The 437-nt window shown below is 64.3% G+C and carries 1 protein-coding gene; it reads right to left on the reverse strand.

The annotated features are described in order from the left end of the window. Positions 1–437: TonB-dependent receptor plug domain-containing protein (locus AACY08_RS29915; protein ID WP_339472699.1), on the reverse strand; the 437-nt coding region annotated here is incomplete at both ends.

The raw sequence follows: 437 nt of genomic DNA on the forward strand, positions 1-437 counted from the left end.
TTGCGAAATCGCCCGATTGCCGGTGCTGACCGCTTCCTGCTTGGTGTAATAGCCACCGAACACGACCGAGGTGCCGCTTTCGGGCTTCTGGATGCCGTAGCTGAGCTCGTAATTCTGGGTATGGCCGTCGCCCTGGCGGAAGGTGCCGAACTGGGCGTTGACCTGCAGCCCCTTCTGCGCCTGCTTGGTGATGATGTTGACCACACCGGCCACCGCATCGGTGCCGTAGAGCGGCGACGCGCCCGATTGCAGCACTTCGATCCGTTCGATCGAGTTCATCGGGATCTCGTTGAGATCGACCGATGCCGGGATGCCACCCGCTGACGAACCGTTGACGTAGCGCAGGCCGTCGACCAGCACGAGCGTGCGCTTGGCACCGAGATAGCGCAGGTCGATTTCCGCCGCGCCCGAGCTCACGCCGGTGCCGTCGGGCGGAC

Source organism: Pseudomonas sp. EL_65y_Pfl1_R83 (genome assembly GCF_963970695.1).
GTDB lineage: Bacteria > Pseudomonadota > Gammaproteobacteria > Pseudomonadales > Pseudomonadaceae > Aquipseudomonas > Aquipseudomonas tritici.